The sequence below is a fragment of the Bradyrhizobium sp. 179 genome (assembly GCF_023073535.1).
GTDB lineage: Bacteria > Pseudomonadota > Alphaproteobacteria > Rhizobiales > Xanthobacteraceae > Bradyrhizobium.
Window position 1 is genome coordinate 143539 of sequence record NZ_JADPJR010000144.1, and the last position, 16106, is coordinate 159644.

The 16106-nt window shown below is 64.7% G+C and carries 16 protein-coding genes; all 16 read right to left on the reverse strand.

The window, feature by feature from the left end; all coding sequences use genetic code 11:
- Positions 1–82: 82 nt before the first annotated feature.
- Complete coding sequence (gene chvE / locus IVB12_RS33635) at positions 83–1153, reverse strand: multiple monosaccharide ABC transporter substrate-binding protein (RefSeq protein WP_247306183.1); 1071 nt, start codon at positions 1151–1153, stop codon at positions 83–85.
- Positions 1154–1221: 68 nt separating this feature from the next.
- The gene (locus tag IVB12_RS33640; protein ID WP_247306283.1) at positions 1222–2100 is read right to left on the reverse strand and encodes an SMP-30/gluconolactonase/LRE family protein; all 879 of its coding nucleotides are present in this window, start codon (positions 2098–2100) and stop codon (positions 1222–1224) included.
- Positions 2100–3176 carry an aldose epimerase family protein gene (locus IVB12_RS33645; protein ID WP_247306186.1) on the reverse strand — a complete coding sequence of 359 codons (1077 nt, stop codon included), beginning with the start codon at positions 3174–3176 and terminating at the stop codon, positions 2100–2102. Before IVB12_RS33645 ends, IVB12_RS33640 begins: the two co-directional genes overlap by 1 nt.
- 2 nt (positions 3177–3178) lie before the next feature.
- Positions 3179–4105, reverse strand: coding sequence for a Gfo/Idh/MocA family oxidoreductase (locus IVB12_RS33650; protein WP_247306188.1), 927 nt, complete (start codon positions 4103–4105; stop codon positions 3179–3181).
- Entirely contained in the window at positions 4102–4878 is a 777-nt protein-coding gene (locus tag IVB12_RS33655) for a FadR/GntR family transcriptional regulator (RefSeq protein WP_247306190.1), read from the reverse strand. Before IVB12_RS33655 ends, IVB12_RS33650 begins: the two co-directional genes overlap by 4 nt.
- Entirely contained in the window at positions 4875–5855 is a 981-nt protein-coding gene (gene yjfF / locus IVB12_RS33660; protein WP_247306192.1) for a galactofuranose ABC transporter, permease protein YjfF, read from the reverse strand. The genes IVB12_RS33655 and yjfF overlap by 4 nt, the downstream gene beginning before the upstream one ends.
- Positions 5852–6844: an ABC transporter permease gene (locus IVB12_RS33665; RefSeq protein WP_247278229.1), complete on the reverse strand. Its 993-nt coding sequence runs from the start codon at positions 6842–6844 to the stop codon at positions 5852–5854. Before IVB12_RS33665 ends, yjfF begins: the two co-directional genes overlap by 4 nt.
- Positions 6841–8385 carry a sugar ABC transporter ATP-binding protein gene (locus IVB12_RS33670; RefSeq protein WP_247306194.1) on the reverse strand — a complete coding sequence of 515 codons (1545 nt, stop codon included), beginning with the start codon at positions 8383–8385 and terminating at the stop codon, positions 6841–6843. Before IVB12_RS33670 ends, IVB12_RS33665 begins: the two co-directional genes overlap by 4 nt.
- A 116-nt stretch (positions 8386–8501) precedes the next feature.
- Complete coding sequence (gene ytfQ / locus IVB12_RS33675; protein WP_247278231.1) at positions 8502–9467, reverse strand: galactofuranose ABC transporter, galactofuranose-binding protein YtfQ; 966 nt, start codon at positions 9465–9467, stop codon at positions 8502–8504.
- A gap of 363 nt (positions 9468–9830) precedes the next feature.
- Positions 9831–11003 carry a fumarylacetoacetate hydrolase family protein gene (locus tag IVB12_RS33680; protein WP_247306196.1) on the reverse strand — a complete coding sequence of 391 codons (1173 nt, stop codon included), beginning with the start codon at positions 11001–11003 and terminating at the stop codon, positions 9831–9833.
- Between the two features lie 109 nt (positions 11004–11112).
- Positions 11113–12171, reverse strand: coding sequence for a putative sulfate exporter family transporter (locus IVB12_RS33685; protein ID WP_247306198.1), 1059 nt, complete (start codon positions 12169–12171; stop codon positions 11113–11115).
- Between the two features lie 110 nt (positions 12172–12281).
- On the reverse strand, positions 12282–12500 hold the full coding sequence (locus IVB12_RS33690; RefSeq protein WP_247306200.1) for a hypothetical protein: 219 nt from the start codon (positions 12498–12500) through the stop codon (positions 12282–12284).
- Between the two features lie 161 nt (positions 12501–12661).
- Positions 12662–13375 carry an ABC transporter ATP-binding protein gene (locus IVB12_RS33695; protein WP_247306203.1) on the reverse strand — a complete coding sequence of 238 codons (714 nt, stop codon included), beginning with the start codon at positions 13373–13375 and terminating at the stop codon, positions 12662–12664.
- Positions 13372–14127, reverse strand: a complete 756-nt coding sequence (locus tag IVB12_RS33700) for an ABC transporter ATP-binding protein (protein WP_247306206.1) — start codon at positions 14125–14127, stop codon at positions 13372–13374. Before IVB12_RS33700 ends, IVB12_RS33695 begins: the two co-directional genes overlap by 4 nt.
- A 2-nt stretch (positions 14128–14129) precedes the next feature.
- Positions 14130–15149, reverse strand: coding sequence for a branched-chain amino acid ABC transporter permease (locus IVB12_RS33705; protein WP_247306209.1), 1020 nt, complete (start codon positions 15147–15149; stop codon positions 14130–14132).
- Positions 15146–16048: a branched-chain amino acid ABC transporter permease gene (locus IVB12_RS33710; protein ID WP_247306212.1), complete on the reverse strand. Its 903-nt coding sequence runs from the start codon at positions 16046–16048 to the stop codon at positions 15146–15148. Before IVB12_RS33710 ends, IVB12_RS33705 begins: the two co-directional genes overlap by 4 nt.
- Positions 16049–16106: the final 58 nt, after the last annotated feature.

The window sequence follows — 16106 nt, forward strand, 5'->3', positions numbered from 1 at the left end:
CAGCCCAAAGGGCGAACCCGGAACCTCGAGATTCCGGGTTCGATGCTTCGCATCGCCCCGGAATGACTGAGCAAGCCAGAGCCTACTGGAACTGCGACTTCTTGTAGTAGCCGCTGTCGACCAGCACCTTCTCCCAATTGTCCTTGTAGACCACGACCGGCTTAAGCAGATAGGACGGCACCGTCTTGACGCCGTTCTCGTAGGTCTTGGTGTCGTTGACGGTGACCTGCTTGCCGGCGAGCGCCGCGTCGACCATATCGGCGGTCACCTTGGCGAGGTCGCGGGTGTCCTTGAAGATGGTCGAATACTGGTCGCCGCGCAGCATCGCCTTGATCGAGGGCACCTCGGCGTCCTGGCCGGAGATGATGGGCATCGGCTGGTCCGCGCTGCCGTACCCGACGCCCTTCAGCGAGGAGATGATGCCGATTGAGATGCCGTCATAGGGCGACAGCACAGCATTGATCTTCTTGTTGCCGTAATAGGCGCTGAGCAGATTGTCCATGCGGGCCTGCGCGGTGGCGCCATCCCAGCGCAGCGTCGCCACCTTGTCCATGCCCATCTGGCCGGAGACGACGACGAGCTTGCCGCTATCGATGTAGGGCTTCAGAACGCTCATGGCGCCGTTGTAGAAGAAGTAGGCGTTGTTATCGTCGGGCGAGCCGCCGAACAGCTCGATGTTGAAGGGTCCCTTGCCTTCCTTGAGGCCGAGCCCCTGCTCGATCGATTGCGCCTGGAGCACGCCAACCTGGAAATTGTCGAAAGTCGCGTAGTAGTCGACATCCGGCGTGCCGCGGATCAGGCGGTCATAGGCGATCACGGTGATGCCCTTGGCTTTGGCCTGCTTGAGCACGTCGGAGAGCGTGGTACCGTCGATCGCGGCGATCACCAGCGCCTTCGCGCCTTTGGTCACCATGTTCTCGACCTGCGAGAGCTGGTTCGGAATGTCGTCCTCGGCATATTGCAGGTCGGTGTTGTAGCCGCGCTCCTTCAGCACCTTGACCATGTTGTTGCCGTCGTCGATCCAACGCGCCGAGGATTTGGTCGGCATGGCGATGCCGACTGTCGCCTTCTGAGCAAAGGCGGCGACGCCTGTGGCCATCGTGGCAGCGCCGGCCAGCGCGAGCGCGAGGAATGTCGTCTTCAGTTTCAGCATGTTTCACTCCCTTTGGGTGTCAGACTGTTCTTTCGTTTCGAGGACAGAGGTCGGTTGCTTCGGGTCTCCTATGCGAGCTTGACGTCGGGCTCCGCGCGACCACGCGCGGACGCCTCCAGCAGAAAGGTGTGGCCTGCTTGCGGATCGGCAGCACGCGCCGCCGTGTCCATGTCCTGCCAGGCGGAGGTAACGAGGAGACGCGACAGATCGGGGCCGACGAAAGCCGGGCAACTCGCCTGTTTCGCTGGAACGCTCAAGGAGCGCAGGCGCTCGCCCTGCGGAGAGTAAATATCGATGCGGCCCGCGCCCCAGCAGGCGTTCCAGATCTGCCCGTCGGCGTCGCACACCGAACCGTCGAGGCCGCCGATGCCGGTGTGGCGCAGCAGCACCTCCGGCTCGCCGCGCGGCAGGCCGGTCCCGGGATTGAGCGGCACGGCGTAGAGCACAGCCCGCGCGCTGTCGGCGAAATAGCCAATGGTGCCCTCCGGCGAGAAGCAGATCGAGTTGGGAATGCTGATGCGGGGGAACAGCAGCGAGATCTTGCCGCGATGAAACGCGTAGATCGCGCCCGCCCCCGGCTCCGCCTTGCGGCCCATGGTGCCGATCCAGAACGTGCCGGACTGATGCACCCGCGCGTCATTGGAGCGCGTCGCCGGATTGTCGGCTTCGAGCGGGCAGAGCAGCGTCATCATGCCGTCAGCGAGCTCGCGGACGTAGAGGCCGTCTTCCGCGACGATCAGCTGACGCTCGGCGTCGATCCTGCCGAGCGCACTCGCCATCCGGCCGAGCGCATGGACGCGGACGCCACCTCCGCCGAGCTGCGCCTCGAACAGCAGCCCTTCGCGGATGTCGAACCACCAGGCCGTGTCGGTGGTCGCGTCGTAGGTTGGCCCCTCGCCGAGATGGCAAGGATGATCCGAGAGCACAGACGTCGGCACCTCTTCCATCATGGCGTCCTCACCGAAAAGCGATAGACCGTGTGATGGCGATAGACCTCGCCGGGTGAGAGCCGCGGGTTCGGGAAATCCGGCCGGTTCGGCGCGTCAGGCCAGATGTGCGGCTCCAGGCATATCGCGTCCGACTGCCGGACGAGCTTGCCACCCTTCCCGGAGATCGTGCCATCGAGATAATTGCCGGAATAGACCTGCAGGCCGGGCTGATCGGTGAACAACTCCATGATGCGCCCCGAGCGCGGCGCCTCCAGCCGGGCCGCGAAAGCAAGCTTGCCGTCACGCGCGAGACAGTACGTGTGATCGTAGCCTCTGCCGTTGCGCAATTGCTGATCGCTGTCGCGGATGCGCTCGCCGACGCGTCGGGCTTCGCGGAAGTCGAACGGCGTGCCGGCAACGCGACGCGGCGGCTCCGGCAGCGGAATGGCCGTGGGATCGATCGCGAGAAAATGCTCGGCGGCGACCGTCAGCTCATGATCAAGGATGGGCGTACCCGACGTCGCACCCTCCAGATTGAAGAAGCTATGGTTGGTGAGATTGACGATCGTCGGCCGGTCCGTGCAGGCCTCCATGCTCAGCGACAGCTCGGTCGGACCGGTGATGCGATAGGTCAGGCGCACATCGAGCCGGCCCGGATAATTTTCTTCGCCATGCGGGCTGACATAGGTGAGCGTCACCGCGGGCTCGGCGCTCTCGTCGATCTCCGCAATCTCCCAGAGCTTGCGGTCGAAGCCATCGAGGCCACCGTGCAGCGCATGAGGGCCGTTGTTGACGGCGAGCTGCACAGTCTCGCCGTCAAGCGAGAACTGCCCGTTGGCGATGCGGTTGGCGTAGCGGCCGACCGTGGCGCCGAGGAACTTTCGTTCGGCGAGATAGCCAGGGAAGGCATCGTGGCCGAGCACGACATCGTCATAGCCGCCCTTAGCGTCCGGCGCGATCAACGCCTGGATCACCGCGCCATGAGTGATGATGCGCGCTTCGAAGCCGCCCTCCCCGCGCAGCACGACGCGCTCGACCGCGCGACCGTCCGGCAGTGTTCCGAAAGCGTCTCTTGTGATTCTCGAGCCAGCCATTGTCAGTCCACAAATGGTTCGACGATCGACCGCTTGCCGAGCAGGAAGGCATCGGCGACGAGACGCAATGGCGCCAGGTCAACATCGCTCGCGCCGGTCGCAGCGAGATCGACGAAGCGCCGGTACAGCTCCCGATATTCCTCATCGGGCGCCTCGGCAACGGTCTTGCCGTCGATCGCCATCCGCCTGCCACCACCGGACAGCGTCAACTGGCCCTGATCGGTTTCCACGAGGATATCCCAGCTCTGCGGCCCGGTCTGGCGGAAGTCGAATTCGGCACTGATAGGCAGGCCGTCGATGTCAGTCAGCGTCAGGTTCGCCGCGATCGGTGCCTGGCAGTTGGCCGGAAAGGCCAGCTCGGCCGCGGTGACGAACACGGGTTGCGGAAGGATTGTGGTCAGGATCGACAGCGCATTGATGCCGGGATCGAACACGCCGAGGCCGCCCGGCTCCCAGATCCAGCCCTGCCCGGGATGCCAGACGCGGACGTCTTCCTTCCAGCTGATGTGCACGGTGGCGATGCGGCGCTCGGCGAGCCATTGCCGCGCCGGCTCGACCGCCGGCGCGTAGCGCGAATGCCAGGTTGCAAACAACGTCCGCTTCGCCGCCGCTGCCATCGCGATCAGCGGATCGAGCTCGGCGACGCCGGTGCCGGGCGGCTTCTCCAGCATGACATGCTTGCCGGCGGCGAGCGCCGCGGCCGCCTGGGCGCGGCGCACCTGCGGCGGCGTGCAGAGCGACACTGCGTCGATCGGCGGCCCCTTCTCCAGCAATTCCTCGATGGTGGCGAAATGCGGCAGCCCCGGCAGCGAGGCGCTGCGGCTGGCGACAGCCGCGAGCGTCGCATCCGGTGTCGCGGCGATTGCATCGAGGTGCTGGTCGCGCGCGATCTTGCCGAAGCCGACGATGGCGATGCGAAGTTCGGTCACGCTTGCTCTCCAGTATTCGCAGGTGGCAGCGGATCCGCCGGCGCGGCCTCGATCACAGTGTGTTCGTGCCGGCTCATGCCGTTGTGAATGACGTAGACCATCGCCTCCGAGGCGCCGTCAGCATCCCCCGCTGCAATGGCATCGACGATCTTTTGATGCCAGAGCAGCACGGTGTCGCGGTCCTCCGGCGCGACCGGGGCGCTCAGCAGGAACGAGGCGCGCAGCGCTGCCTCGATGACATGCCCGATCGAGCGCATGAACAGATTGCCGGAGGCGCGCGCCACCCCAACATGGAGCGCGAGGTCGGCATCGGCAAAGCCGACGGAGTCCGACGCTTCAAGCCGCATGCGATCCATGCAGCGACGGAGCTCAGCGACGTCGTCTTCGGACCGGTGCATAGCTGCGAGAACGGCGGCGCGCGGCTCGACGGCGAGACGGATCTCGGCGAGGTCGTTGAGGAAGCGCTTGTCGATGCCGGCGTCCAGATGCCAGGCCAGCACGTCGGCGTCGAACATGTTCCAGGCGCCGCGCTCGCGCACGACGGTGCCGACGCGCGCCTTGGTGGTGAGCAGCCCCTTGGCCACCAGCGTCTTGACGCTCTCGCGCAGCACCGGCCGCGACACGCCGAACATCGCGATCATCTCGGCATCGCCGGGCAGCCGCGTTCCCTCCGCATAGCGGCCGGCGATGATATCGACGCCGATCGAGCGGGCCACCTCCGCATGGTTGGAGTGGGCCCGCCGCGTCGGGATGACGACGATGCGTGAGGTCATGAGGTTGCTCCTGCACTCTTCCTCACCGGCCGTCGTGCCAGCGCGACCAGTCCCTGCTGCAAGGCGATGAAGGCGAACAGCAGAATGCCGGTCGCGATCTTGGTCCACCAGCTCGACAGCGTGCCGTCGAAATTGATGTAGGTCTGAATCAAGCCCTGGATCAGCACGCCGAGGAAGGTGCCGATCACCGATCCCTGGCCGCCCGTGAGCAGCGTGCCGCCGATCACGACGGCCGCGATGGTATCGAGCTCGACGCCGACCGCGGAGAGCGAATAGCCGGCGCTGGTGTAGAAGGAGAAGACAATGCCGGCGATGCCAGCGAGCAGGCTCGACAGCATGTAGATCTTCACCGTCATCTTGCCGACTGCAACGCCCATCAGGCTCGCGGTGGCCCGGCTGCCGCCGAGCGCATAGACATTGGCGCCGAAGCGGGTGAGATGCAGCAGCAGGGCGCCGCCGATCACGATCACCAGCATGATGATCGCGATGGCCGTCAGCCGTCCGCCGCCGGGCATCCGCAGCGCGAAGTCCGACATGGTGGAGTAGACCGGCGCGGTGATCGGTACCGATTCCGTCGAGAGCAGGAAGCTCGCACCGCGCGCGAGGAACATGCCGGCGAGCGTGACGATGAAGGGCGGCAGGTCGAAGACGTGGATCACGGCGCCCATTGCAGCCCCGAACCCTGCCGATAGTACGAGGATGGCGACGAAGGCCACCAGCGGCGGCACGCCCCAGCGCTCGATGGCCAGCGCCACGAACACGGTCGTGAAACCGATCACCGAGCCGACCGAGAGATCGATGCCGCCGGAGATGATGACGAAGGTCATGCCGGTCGCGACGATGCCGAGAAAGGCGTTGTCGGTGAGGAGATTGCCGACCACGCGGGTCGAGGCAATGTTGGGGAATTGCATCGCGCAGAGCGCAAAGCCGGCGACCAGCACGATGGCGGTGATGAGGACGGGCGGCAGGCCTTTCATGCTTTGGACCTCCGCAGTCGCGCGGCTGTCCCGGCAATGCCGGCGAATTTCGGCGATTGCAGCAAGAGCACCGCGAGCACCACCACCGCCTTGACCAGCAAATTGAACTCCGGCGGATAGCCGGACAATAAGATGCCGGTGTTCATGGTTTGGATGATCAGCGCACCCAACACGGCCAGTACCAGGCTGAAGCGGCCGCCGAACAGCGAGGTGCCGCCGATCACGACCGCGAGGATGGCGTCGAGCTCGAGCCAGAGGCCGGCATTGTTGGCATCCGCACCCATAATATCAGCGGCTGCAATCACGCCCGCGAGCGCGGCGCAGACGCCGCACCAGACATAAACCGACAATATCATGGCGCGCGTGCCGACGCCGGCGAGCTCGCTCGCCCGCGCATTGCCACCGGTCGCCTCGATCAGCAGCCCCAGCGCCGAGCCGCGCACCACCGCGCCGGTGAGGATCAGCATGCCAAGGGCAATCGCGACCGGCACCGGCAGGCCGAGCACAGCGCCATTGCCGAGCCACACCAAATCGGGCGAGGAGAAAGTTACGATGCGCCCCTCGGTAATCAGCTGGGCGATGCCGCGGCCCGCCACCATCAGGATCAGCGTCGCCACGATCGGCTGCATGCCGAGCACGGCGACGAGGAAGCCGTTCCAGAGGCCGCAGACGAGTCCGGCACCAAGCGCAGCCCCCAGCACGATCGGCAGACCGTGGCTGTCGGCGAGGCTCGCCGCAATCGCGCCCGAGATCGCCATGACCGCACCCACCGACAAATCGATGCCGCGCGTGGCGATCACCAGCACCATGCCGAGCGAGAGCAGCGCCACCGGCGTGCCGCGGTTGAGCACGTCGATCAGGCTGCCGAACAGCCGGCCGTCCTGAAGACGCAGGTCGAAGAATTGCGGCGACACCACGCGATCGACCGCCAGGATGACGATCAGCGCGAGGATCTGGGCAAGGCCGCGGCGCGGCAACAGCGCTGTCATGCCCGCCCCTCATGCGCGATCGCGGCGCCATCGGCGGCGATGGCCGCGAGAATGCTGCCGACGTCGATCGCCTCGCCCGCGAGCTCCTCGACATGGGCGCGGTCGCGCAGCACCACGACGCGATCGGAATAGGTCACGATCTCATCGAGTTCAGAGGAGATCACGAGCAGTGCCAGCCCATCGTCGCAGAGTTCGCGGATCAGGCGGATGATCTCGGCATGCGCGCCGACATCGATGCCGCGGGTCGGCTCGTCCAACACGAGCAGCCGCGGCGAGGTCGCAAGCCAGCGCGCCAGCAGCACTTTCTGCTGATTGCCGCCGGAGAGCAGGCCGACCGGGCGTTCGGCATCTGCCGGGCGGATGTCGAGCATCTTGACGTAACGACGCGCGATCTCGTCCTGCTCGCGCCGCGACAGCGGCCGATGCAGCCCGCGCTTGGCCTGGAGCGCGAGCACGATGTTCTCGCGCACGCTGAGCTCGGCGACGATACCGTCGGTCTTGCGCTCCTCCGGGCAATAGCCAAAGCCGTGGCGGACACCGTCGCGCGGCGACTGGAGCCGCACCGGTGCGCCCTCCACCGTCGCCTGGCCGCGATCGGCGCGTTCGGCGCCGAACACCAGCCGCGCCGTCTCGGTCCGGCCCGAGCCGAGCAGGCCGGCGAGACCAACGACCTCACCATGTCGCAGCTCGAGATTGAACGGCGCGACGTAGCCGGCTTTGCCGTAATTCTCGAAGCTCGCGCAGATCTCGCGCGCCTTGTGCTCAGTGGCAGACGCCCGTGCGCGGGTGGTCTCGGCCAGCTCGCGGCCGAGCATCATCCGGATCAATTCCAGCCGCGGCAGCGAAGCGGTTTCGCGCTCGCCGACCAGGCGGCCGTTGCGCAGGACGGTGATGCGGTCGGAGATCTCGTAGACCTGGTCCAGGAAGTGGCTGACGAAGACGATACCGATGCCACGTTTGGCGAGCTGGCGCATGATGCCGAAAAGGATGTCGACCTCGTGGCGGTCGAGGCTCGCGGTCGGCTCGTCCAGGATCAGCACGCGCGCGGAGAGATCGACGGCCCGCGCGATCGCGGTGACGTGTTGCACGGCGACAGAATAGCTGCCGAGCGGCGCGGCGACATCGATATCGAGGCCAAAGTCCGCGAGCAAGGCGTTGGCGCGGCGACGCATCTCGCCCTCGCGGACAATGCCGAAACGCATCGGCTGGCGGTCGAGAAACAGATTTTGTGCCACCGAGAGGTTCGGCAGCAGGTTGACTTCCTGGTAGACGGTGGCGATGCCGGCCTGAAGCGCCGCCTTGGCCGAGCGCGGCGCGACCTCTTCACCGCCGAGCCTGACGATGCCGGTATCGCGTGGGAACACGCCGGTGACCGCCTTGATCAGCGTGGATTTGCCGGCGCCGTTCTCGCCGAGCAGCGCATGGATCTCGCCGGCGCGAAGCGTGAAGTCGACCTCTTGCAACGCTCGCACAGCACCGAAGCTTTTGCTGATCCCGCGCACCTCCAGAAGGGCCGGAGCAGGATCGGGGCTGTTCTCCATGACAACGTCACTCCCGGCAATGCCCGCTAACGATGCGGTCACCCAGCCTATTCGTTCGCGCAGCAGATTCGAAGCGCGCGGTCGGACCGCAAGACGCGGTCCGACCGGCATCCGCCTCAGTAACCGAGGCCCTTCTTGCTGTCATAGATCTTCTGCGGATCGTCGGCGGCGGTATAGAGCTTGGATTCGGTCTGGATCCACTTCGGCGGAACCGTGCCCTTGTCCTTGAAAGCCGCAATCGCATCGAGCGCGGGGCCGGCCATGTTCGGCGTCAGCTCGACAGTCGCATTGGCCTCGCCCGCGGCCATCGCCTTGAAGATATCGGGGACGGCATCGATGGAGACCGTGAGAATCTCCTTGCCGGGCTTGAGGCCGGCTTCCTTCATCGCCTGGATCGCGCCGACCATCATGTCATCATTATGCGCGTAGACCGCGCAGATCGACTTGCCGCCGCCTTCGGCCTTGATGAAGCTCTCCATCACCTCCTTGCCCTTGGCGCGGGTGAAGTCGCCGGTCTGGCTGCGCACCACCTTCAGGTTCGCGTGCTTGGCGATGGCGGTGTCGAAACCCTTCTTGCGGTTGGCGGCGACGCTCGCGCCGACCGTGCCCTGCAATTCGACGATGTTGCAGGCTTTCGTCCCCACAGTCTTGGCCAGCCAGTCGCCGGCCACCTCGCCTTCGTGCACGCTGTCGGAGGTGACAGCGGTGAGATAAAGATCCTTGCCCGAGGGATCGATGTCGCGGTCGAGCAGCACGACCGGGATCTTGGCCTCCTTGGCTTCCTTCAACACCGAATCCCAGCCCGTCGAGACGACAGGCGCAAGGAAGATCGCATCGACATTCTGCGCGATGAAGGAGCGGATCGCCTTGATCTGGTTCTCCTGCTTCTGCTGCGCGTCGGCGATCTTGAGATTGACCTTTCGCTTGGCGGCTTCCTGCTTGGAGACCGAGGTCTCGGCCGCGCGCCAGCCGGATTCCGATCCGATCTGCGAGAAGCCGATGGTGAGCTCGGCGGCATTCGCCGGCAGGGCGAGCAGCAACGCGGTCGTGGCGCTGGCCGCAAAGAGGGCTTTGAGGGTCATCAGGCGTGTCTCCCAAGATGTTTATCTGGGGGCGCCGGTTGGTAGCATGGCACCCGCAGGCCAGCCTTCGAGCCAGCGACAGGCACTATTTCACGGAAATCTAGCCCCGTATAGTCATATTATTTTACTATTGGGATGAAGGAGGAGGGATGCGGGCTTTGCGCAGACGACACGCTCAGCGGGATTTTGTTCCGCCGATACAACGGGTAGATGAAGGAAATTATACGGCTCGGCTGCCGCCGCCGGGCCTGTGCGGACCATCCACGCCTGACCCACCGGGATAAAGGACGTGAATGCCCGGGATAAGCCCGGGCATGACGACCTTCTGCAAATTCGCTTATGCGAAATCGAAACGCAGGGGCGCTAAATCAGCTTCCGCTGCGCCAGGTTCTTCATCAGCGCACCGATTCCAAACGTCCACGGCTCGCACTCGTCGCTGGTGCGCATGCGGTTGACGAGCTTGCCGAGCTGGGGCGCGGCGATCGTGACGATGTCATCGCGCTTGTGGGTGAAGCCCTGTCCCGGCGCATCGCGATCCTCGACGGGAGCGAACATCGTGCCGAGGAACAGCACGAAACCATCTGGATATTGATGCACCTTGCCGATGGTCTGTTCGACGAGATCTGTCGGATCGCGGCTGATCTTGCTGATCGAGGAATGGCCGTTGAGGACGAAACCGTCCTGTCCCTTGACGTTCAGACTGATGTCCAGCTTGCGCGCATCGTCGAGCGAGAACGTATCGTCGAACAGGCGCAGCAGCGGGCCGATCGCGCAGGAGGCGTTGTTGTCCTTGGCCTTCGACAACAGCAGCGCCGAGCGGCCCTCGAAGTCGCGCAGGTTCACGTCGTTGCCGAGCGCGCCGCCGACGATTTTGCCGCGGCTCGAGACGAACAGCACGAGCTCCGGCTCGGGGTTGTTCCAGGTCGATTTCGGATGCAGGCCCGCATCCATGCCCGTGCCGACCGACGACAATGTCGGCGCCTTGGTGAAGACCTCGGCATCGGGACCGATGCCGACCTCGAGATACTGGCTCCAGGCGTTCTGGTCGATCAGCACCTGCTTCAGATGCATCGCCTGGTCGGAGCCGGGCTTGAGCTTCGAAAGATCATCGCCGATCAGCCGCGTCACTTCTTTGCGGATTGCTTCGGCTGAAGCCGGATTGCCCTTGGCGCGCTCCTCGATCACGCGCTCCAGCATCGAGATCGCAAAGGTGACGCCGGCGGCTTTCAGAGTCTGGAGGTCGACGGGAGCAAGCAGCCACGGTTTTTGAGGATCGCGCTGGTCCGGCGGCGTATTGGTGACGATCGCCTCGAGATCGCCGATCCTCTCACCCTTGGCCGCCCTAAGCGCGTTGGCTGGATCGTCCGCTTCGCAAAGCGTACTGATGGTGGGAAACTCTGCGGTAACATCGAAGACGCCGTCACCACGTACAGCGACGACGGCGGGGCCATTCACCTGCGGCAGCCAGACGCGGCCGGCCAGCGTTCCCCGCGTGCCGTCCTCGGGGAGAAGGTCTTTAACCGTTAATGTCGTCATGGCCGCGTCCTCGCTGTTTTCGGATCGGCCGCGTTGAACGCTGGCCGGTCACATTAGCGAAGACCAATAAACGTCTGGCGCGGGATGTCCAGAGAGGCGGCACGCGCTGTCACTTGAACCAATGCACCAGTGCAATGCTGACGCCAAGCAACAGCATCAGCGACAGCGTCACGGCTGCTGTCACCCTGCCCCCGACATTCGCCAACACGCGCACGTCGACGCCGAGGCCGAGGGCGGCCATGGAGACCACGGTGAGAAAGCCGGTGATCTTCGTCACCGGTCCGACCACCGTGGCCGGCACGATCTCCAGGGAGCGCAGGGTCGCCAGCGCGAGGAAGCCGAGGATGAACCACGGCACAAGCCGAAAGAAGCCGACATTGGTCTTCTTAGCATCGCTGTGCCAGCGCGAGGCAACCAACGAGAGGCCGACGACGACCGGCCCAAGCATCAATACGCGCATCAATTTCACGAGCGTGCCGATTTGCGTGGAGACGAGTCCGGCCGGCACCGTCGCCGCCAGCACCTGCGGGACCGCATAGACGGTCAGGCCAGCGAGAATGCCGTATTGCGTGGCGGACAATTGCAGAAGCGGAATCAACAGCGGCAGGCCCAGCACCATCATCACGCCCAGGATGGCAGTGAAGGAGATGGAGGATGCGATCTCGTCGTTATTGGCACCTATGATCGGCGCCACAGCCGCAATCGCCGAATTGCCGCAGATCGAATTGCCGCAGGCGATCAGGATCGACAGCCGTGTCGACAGTCCGAGCATGCGGCTGAGCCCGAAGGAGACGCAGAGCGCGATCACGACGACGGCCGCGATCGACGCGAGCAGCGCGATGCCTGAGGCGGCAATGGCGGCAAAACTGATGGAGGCCCCCAACAGCATGACCGCGACTTCGAGGAGCTGTTTGGCGCTAAAGGCGATGCCGGCCTGCCAACGCGGCGCGGGCTTCCAGAAGCTGCGCAAGGCCATCCCGAGCAGGATCGCCATCACCAGCGCCTCGACATAAGGATGCTCGAAGACGCCGAGTTCCGCCCGCTCGAGCAGCGCCGAAATACCGGCGACCAAAACGCAGAGGAGAATGCCGGGAATCAGTGCCGCAATACGGCTCGCGGCGGTGGCCGGTTTGGCATCGGCCGGGCTGGATGCTTGATTCTGCGACACAAATCTCTCCCAGAGGAGAAGATTTATACGCAGCGCGCTTCCGTTGGGAAATAAGTTTTCGACATATCAGGCCCGAGGGAGATTCTATCCTCAGCCCGGAATAATCGGCCCTAGAAAATCAGGCTCTTGGCCAGCGAAGCGACGCGGCTGAAGCCGTCATAGATGCCGGGCTCGAAGAAGGCAGCGCGGGCAAGCACGATACCCGCAATCAGCGACCAGAACAGGCCGGTGCCGGCCCGCAGCAGAAGCTTTGACGTACGCGACCGCGGCTGGGTGTCCGTCGCGGACACCAATTGCTCGCCGAAGGGTTCAAATCCGGTACGTTCCATGGCTCTGGCCAACCCATCAAATTCTGATGGGAATGTCGTCTTTTCGGCCCCAAACGGCAATGGACGCGATTGGCGTTTTTGCCCTCCGGAGGGAAAACTCCTTCCGTTCGACAACCCCGGCACAATAGTTTTCTTCTTCGGCCTATTGAGACACCGGCGGGCTACAGGGCCAGATACCTGCGCCGGATCGCCTCATTGGCCTTCAGCTCGTCGATTCCGGCGGCATAGACGATCTGGCCCTTGTCGATGATCGTGGCGTGACTCGCCAGCCCCAGGCAGAAATGCATGTTCTGCTCGGCGATCAGCACCGTCGATCCGAGCGAACGGAGCTGCCGCAACAATTCGCCGATCCGTTGCACGATGATCGGCGCGAGGCCCTCGCTCGGCTCGTCGAGCAGCAGGAGCGCGGGATTGCCCATCAGCGTGCGCGCGATCGCGAGCATCTGCTGCTCACCGCCCGAAAGACGCCCGGCGATGCGATTGCGCAGCGGCTCCAGAAGCGGGAAGACCTCGTAGATGCGTTTGATCGGCCACTCGTCCTGGCCCTCCGGTCCCTTCTTCTTCCCGATGACCAGATTGTCCTCGACCGTGTGCTCCGGAAAGATCTGGCGGTCCTCCGGCACGAAGCCGAGGCCGGCGCGCGCGATGGTGTGCGGCTTCAGGCCCGAGATCACCGCGCCGCGCAGGTTGACCCTGCCCCTCCGCGGCGGCGCCAGCCCCATGATTGCCTTCATGGTCGTCGATTTGCCGGCGCCATTGCGGCCCAACAGCGCCATGGTCTCGCCTTGCCGCACCGACAGATTGACGCCGAACAGGATCTGGCTGGTGCCGTAATAGACATCGAGATCGGCGACTTCGATGACGGCTGCGTTCATGCCGCAGCTCCCGCATGCTCGGTGCCCAGATAGGCCTCGATCACCGCGCTGTTGTTGCGGATCTCGTCGGGCGTGCCGGTGGCCAGGATGCGGCCGTAGCAAAGCACGACGATTTTTGGCGCGATCTTGAACACGATGTCCATGTCGTGCTCGATGAAGACGACGGTGATCTTCTGCGTCTCCCAGAGCTCACGCACCTTGTCGATCATGCGCCAGCGCTCCTCCGGGCCCATCCCGGCGGTTGGCTCGTCCAGCAGCAGCACCTTTGGATCGAGCACCAGCGCGAGCGCGATGTCGAGCAGCTTCTGATCGCCGTGCGACAGCGTCGCGGCGGTGCGATGGCGTTTGCCGGCGAGGCCCAGCAGCTCCATCACATGCTCAGCGCGGTCGCGCGTCTCCGGCAGCGGAAAGCGCTTGTGCAGCACCGCCGAGGTGCGCTGGTCGGCGCTGACGGCAGCGAGCATGGTCTCCTGCACGGTGAGCGATTTGAAGATGCTGGCAACCTGGAAGGCGCGGCCGATACCGTGGCGCACGATCTCCGGTGGCGAGCGGCCGGCGAGATCGACGCCGTCGAGCAGCACCTGGCCGGAATCCGGCCTCAAGGCGCCGGTGATCAGGTTGAAGAAGGTGCTCTTGCCGGCGCCGTTCGGGCCGATCACCGCGGTCAGCGAGCCGTCGGGGAAGTCGAGCGAGACGTCGTTGGTCGCCTTCACGCCGCCGAACGATTTTGCGAGGTTGCGGATCTCGAGCATCGCTAGCGCCCCTCGCCAGCGTCGCGCCGCTGCGCAAGCCATTCGGCGGCGAAATCCAGGAGACCTTTGCGCAGGCCCAGCGCGAAGAACAGGATGACGACGCCAAGCACGATGCCGTGATACTCGGTGAAACGTGTGACGGTATCGTTGAGCAGAAGCAGCAGCGCGGTGCCGACCATCGGCCCGAGGAAGGTCGAGACGCCGCCAAGCATGTTGATGAAAATGCCCTCGCCCGAGATCGTCCAATAGGCGAATTCCGGATAGGCGCCGGACACGAACAGCGCCATCACCATGCCGCCCATCGACGCGAACAAAGCCGCCAGCACGAACACGGTGAGCTTGGCGCGCCAGACGTCGATGCCGACGAAGCTCGCGCGCGCGGCGTTGTCGCGGATCATGCGCAGCGTGTAGCCGAACGGTGATTGCGCGATCTGGCGCATCGCGAGCAGGCCGAGAATCAGCAGCGCGCAGCTCGCGACATAGAGATGGACGTGATTGGCAAGGTCAATTCCGAGGAACGGCGGTCGCGGAATGCCGCCGCGCAGACCCTGGTCGCCGCCGGTGAAGGAGGCCCAGGACAAAATGGTCGAGTGGATCAGCATCTGGAATGCGAGCGTCACGAAGGCGAAGTAAATCTCCTTCAGCCGCACGCAGATGGCGCCGATGATCGCGGAGACCATTGCGGTGATCGCCAGCGTCGCGACGAAGGCGACGGGAATCGGCACGCCGAGCTTCTGCATGATGAGGCCAAAACTGTAGGCGCCAAGCCCGAAGAACATGCCGTGGCCGAACGAGGTCAGGCCGGTATAGCCGACCAGCAGATTGAGCGACGTCGCAAACAGGCCGTAGGCCGAGCAGCGGATGACGAAATCGAGCAGGGCCTTGCTGCCGGTGAAGAGCGGCAGGCTCGCCAGCACGGCAAAGGCGATCAGCGCGATCAGGACGTCACGGTAGCGTCGCAGTACGGCACCGCTGCGCACCGGCGCCAGCGTTTCGGCGCGACCGGCCTCGAGCTCGGTCATACCGCCTCCCTGCCGAACAGGCCGGTAGGTTTGGAGACCAGCACGATCACCATGAAAAGATACATCAGGCCTTCGGTAAACAGGGGAAAGCCGAGCGAGCCGAACGAGCGGATCAGCCCGAGCAGCAGCGCGCCGATCAGCGCGCCCAGGATCGAGCCCATGCCGCCGATCACGGTGACGATGAAGGACTCGATCAGCACGGAAAATCCCATGCCCGGCGTCAGCGACCGCACAGGAGCCGCGAGCGCACCGGCAAGACCCGCCAGCATGCCGCCGAGCGCGAACACGCCGCCATAGATCAGGCCGGTGTTGATGCCGAGCGCCGAGACCATGCCGGGATTGTGCGCGGCCGCGCGGATCACCTTGCCGATGCGGCTGCGCGACAATCCTATACCGAGCACGACGGCCGCAAGAAGCGCGACACCGATCAGCAATAGATAATAAGGCGGCACCACGCCACCGGCGATGAATAGCGGCATCACCTGGAACGCGGACGGCATGCCCATCGACTTGAACTCCGGTCCCCAGATGATGCGCGCGACATCGTCGAAGATCAGCACGAAGGCATAGCAGACAAGCAGCTGCATCAGCACGTCGGCGCCATAGACGCGGCTCATGAAGACGCGCTCGAAGATCAGGCCGAGGATCGCGGTGCCGGCCGCGCCCGCCAGCATGGCGAGCGCAAAACTGCCGGTGAGCTGGTAGGCCGTCATCGCGAAGTAGGCGCCGAACATGTAGAAGGCGCCATGGCTGAAATTGACGACCTTGAGCACACCGAAGATCAGGGTCAGCCCGACCGCGACGAGAAACAGAAGCATGCCGATGATGAGGCCGCTGGTGGTTTGCGTCACCAAGCAGGCGGAGCTGGCGAGGCAGCCGGCGAGCGCGTCGAGATCCACGAGAGCACTTTCATTGCGGCGCGCCTGATACGGCGCGGAAAACGAAAACGGCGGAGAG

Bases quoted from the DNA above. Each gene is read 5' to 3' on its own strand.
- chvE (WP_247306183.1), bottom strand. From the start codon at position 1,153: ATGCTGAAACTGAAGACGACATTCCTCGCGCTCGCGCTGGCCGGCGCT.
- IVB12_RS33640 (WP_247306283.1), bottom strand. From the start codon at position 2,100: ATGGAAGAGGTGCCGACGTCTGTGCTCTCGGATCATCCTTGCCATCTC.
- IVB12_RS33645 (WP_247306186.1), bottom strand. From the start codon at position 3,176: ATGGCTGGCTCGAGAATCACAAGAGACGCTTTCGGAACACTGCCGGAC.
- IVB12_RS33655 (WP_247306190.1), bottom strand. From the start codon at position 4,878: ATGACCTCACGCATCGTCGTCATCCCGACGCGGCGGGCCCACTCCAAC.
- yjfF (WP_247306192.1), bottom strand. From the start codon at position 5,855: ATGAAAGGCCTGCCGCCCGTCCTCATCACCGCCATCGTGCTGGTCGCC.
- IVB12_RS33665 (WP_247278229.1), bottom strand. From the start codon at position 6,844: ATGACAGCGCTGTTGCCGCGCCGCGGCCTTGCCCAGATCCTCGCGCTG.
- IVB12_RS33670 (WP_247306194.1), bottom strand. From the start codon at position 8,385: ATGGAGAACAGCCCCGATCCTGCTCCGGCCCTTCTGGAGGTGCGCGGG.
- ytfQ (WP_247278231.1), bottom strand. From the start codon at position 9,467: ATGACCCTCAAAGCCCTCTTTGCGGCCAGCGCCACGACCGCGTTGCTG.
- IVB12_RS33680 (WP_247306196.1), bottom strand. From the start codon at position 11,003: ATGACGACATTAACGGTTAAAGACCTTCTCCCCGAGGACGGCACGCGG.
- IVB12_RS33690 (WP_247306200.1), bottom strand. From the start codon at position 12,500: ATGGAACGTACCGGATTTGAACCCTTCGGCGAGCAATTGGTGTCCGCG.
- IVB12_RS33695 (WP_247306203.1), bottom strand. From the start codon at position 13,375: ATGAACGCAGCCGTCATCGAAGTCGCCGATCTCGATGTCTATTACGGC.
- IVB12_RS33700 (WP_247306206.1), bottom strand. From the start codon at position 14,127: ATGCTCGAGATCCGCAACCTCGCAAAATCGTTCGGCGGCGTGAAGGCG.
- IVB12_RS33705 (WP_247306209.1), bottom strand. From the start codon at position 15,149: ATGACCGAGCTCGAGGCCGGTCGCGCCGAAACGCTGGCGCCGGTGCGC.